This is a genomic window from Azospirillum sp. B506 (assembly GCF_000333595.1).
GTDB lineage: Bacteria > Pseudomonadota > Alphaproteobacteria > Azospirillales > Azospirillaceae > Azospirillum.
The window spans coordinates 1-3040 of sequence record NZ_BADK01000566.1; the positions used below are offsets into that span (position 1 = coordinate 1).

The following is a 3040-nucleotide window of genomic DNA, read 5'->3' on the forward strand; positions in this document are numbered from 1 at the left end:
GACGCCAGCGCCGTGCGGTGCCGTGCGCTTCGACATAGCCGACGCGGTCCGGCGCCATGCCAGCATGGTCGAGCGCGCGGCGGATCAGCGCTTCCTGCGCCAGCCGGTTGGGCGCGGTGAAGCCGGCCGACCGGCCATCCTGGTTCACCGCCGAGCCGGCGACCAGCGCCCATACCCGGTCGCCGTCGCGGAGTGCGTCGGACAGGCGTTTCAGTACCACCACCCCCGCACCTTCCCCGCGCACGAAGCCATCGGCCCGCGCATCGAAGGTCTTGCAGCGGCCGTCGGGCGACAGCGCCTGGGTTTCCGACAGCATGGTCATATAGCCGGGCGACAGGATCAGGTTGACCCCACCCGCGAGCGCCACATCGCTTTCGCCGTCGCGCAGGCTGCGGCAGGCGAGATGAAGGGCGACCAGGGATGACGAGCAGGCCGTATCCACCGCAACGCACGGCCCTTGCAGACCCAGCGCATAGGCGATCCGCCCGGCGGCGAAGGAATGGCCGTTGCCGGTGGTGGCATAGGCATCGAGATTGCCGGCACTCTGGGCCTGGACCAGTTCGCGGTAATCATTGCCCATGATGCCGAGGAACATGCCGCAGGTGCGCCCGGCCAATGCCGCGGCGGGCTGACCGGCATGTTCCAGCGCCTCCCACGCGACTTGCAGCAGGATGCGGTGCTGCGGGTCCATGCTGCGCGCCTCGCGCGGGGCGATGCCGAAGAAGGCGGCGTCGAACCGGTCGATGCCGGCGATCTGCCCGGCCCAGCGCGCCGCCGGACCGGCCGCCGCGATATCGTGGCCGGTGTCGATCCAGCGTTCGGCCGGCAGCTCCGTCACCGCGTCGATGCCACCCGACAGCAGGGACCAATAGGCTTCCGGGCTGTCGACATCGCCGGGGAAGCGGCAGCCGATGCCGATGATGGCGATCCGTTCGCGGCTGTTGGCCGCCGATTGGGCGGGGGTGGCGACGGTCACGGATGCCGGTTCGGCGGCCGGTCGCAGCCGGTCGGCCAGATGGCCGGCCAGCGCCCCCGCATTGGGATAGGTCCACAGCAGCGATGCCGACAGTTTCAACCCGAAGGCCGCTTCCAGCCGGTTGCGCAGTTCCATCGCCATCAGCGAGTCGATGCCGAGTGCCGTCCATGGCGTATCCGGCAGGATTTCGGCGATGTCGAGCCGCAGCACCGCCCCGGCCAGTTCCCGGACCAGCCGTTCGGTGGCCGGGCGCAGGTCGGCCGGGGGCAGGGCCGCCGGATCGATGCGTCGCGGTCCCTGCGCCGGCGCCGCGGAACGCGGCGGCAGGGCGGCAAGGTTGGCGAGATAGCTGCCATCGCCGCCCGCCTGCGGATGAGCTTCCAGCCATTGCCGGGCATCCAGCCGGGCCACCGCCAGTTCCGCGGTCGGCGTGCCATGGAACTGGCGGTCGAGCAACAACCGGTCGAGTACCGCCAGCCCCTCGTCCAGCGTCAGCGGTGCCAGCCCGCGCGTGCTGAGCCGGTCTGCCCGGCGCTCGCTTGCCGCGGCAAGGCCGCCCTCGCCAAAGGTCCCCCAGGCAATGGCGAGCGCCGACAGGCCAAGCGCCCGGCGGTGCCGAGCCAGACTGTCTAGGAAGCTGTTGGCGGCGGTGTAATTGGTCTGCCCCGGCGAGCCCAGCAGCCCCATCACCGAGGAGAACAGGACAAAGAAATCCAGCGGCAGCGTGCGCGTCAGCTCGTGCAACGCCCAGGCGCCGGCGATCTTGGGCGCCAGCACGGCATCGAAACGCTCCGGCGTCAGCGATGTCAGCAGCCCGTCATCGAGCAGGCCGGCGGCATGCACCACGCCGCGCAGTGGCCGGTCGGCGGTAATGTCGGCGATCAGGGCGGCCAATGCCGCGCGGTCGGCGACATCGGCCGCGGCCAGGGTGACCGATACCCCCGCGGTGCGCAGATCGGCAAGGTCGGCGGCGGCTTCCGGCTGGTCGGCGGAACGGCCGACCAGCAGCAGATGGCGGACGCCGCGGGCCGCCAGCCAGCGCGCCGTGCCACGGCCGAGGAAGCCAAGGCCGCCGGTGACCAGATAGGTGGCGTCGGCACGGAATGCCGCCGCCATCCCGGCCGTCCCACCGCCATCACCGGCGGGCAGTCCGCGCGCCAGCCGGGCGCGCCAAATGCCATCGGCCCGCATCGCCAGTTCGCTTTCGCGACCTGGATCATGGCCGCTGATCAGCAGCGCAAGGCGTGCGGCCTCGTCCGGCAGGCCGGCGGGATCGAGATCGACGCGCGGACCGCGCAGCTCGGGATATTCATAGGCGAGCGAGCGGGCAAAACCCCAAAGCGCACCCTGCGGCACACCGGGCACCGGTTCGGTGCCGATGCGTTCGGCACCGCGGGTGACGACCCACAGCGGGCAGCGGGCGGTGCCGGCCAGCCCCTGGACGCATGTCAGCAGCCCGGTGCAGCCGGTGGCCGCCGCCGCCCCGGCCACGGCCAGCGACCCGGCGAAACCGTCGGCGGCCGGCGCCTCCAGTCCGCCGAGATAGATGATCGCGCGCCAGTCGGCACGGCCGGCAAGGATGCGGGCAAGCTGCGGATCGGCCGCCGCCGCCCGCATCACCGTGCCTTGGGGTGCCAGTGCCGCCGCCAGCTCAGCTGCGAAACCGTCATCGCCGCCGATCAGCAGCCATGCCCCGGCGGTCACGCGTCCGGCCGCTGGGGCGGGCATCGATTCCCATCGGCGATGCAGGAACAGTTCGTCCGGCCGGCTGGCGGGCAGGCGACGGAGGGGGCGCAGGCGTAGGCCGGACAGCCGTGCGACCGGCCGGCCGGCGGCATCGAACAGGCCGATGCTGCCGCGCCGTTCCTCCGCCCCGCCACCTTCCAGGCGGATATGCGCCCAGGCACAGTCGCGCAGGCTGCCGCACACATCCATCCCGTCCCAGCCGGCCGGCACCCAGGTCACCGCTTTGCCATCGCAGGCCAGTGCCAGCGTCACCAGCACCTGCAGGGCGCCATCCAGGCGGACCGCCTCGACAAGGGGGCCGTCGGCACGTCCAGCCGG

Annotated in this window: 1 protein-coding gene; it reads right to left on the minus strand. The window is 72.2% G+C overall.

Going from position 1 to position 3040, the window contains the following annotated elements; genetic code table 11:
* The coding region (locus tag I71_RS16700) for an SDR family NAD(P)-dependent oxidoreductase (protein ID WP_148294269.1) at positions 1 to 3040 on the minus strand (3040 nt) is incomplete at both ends.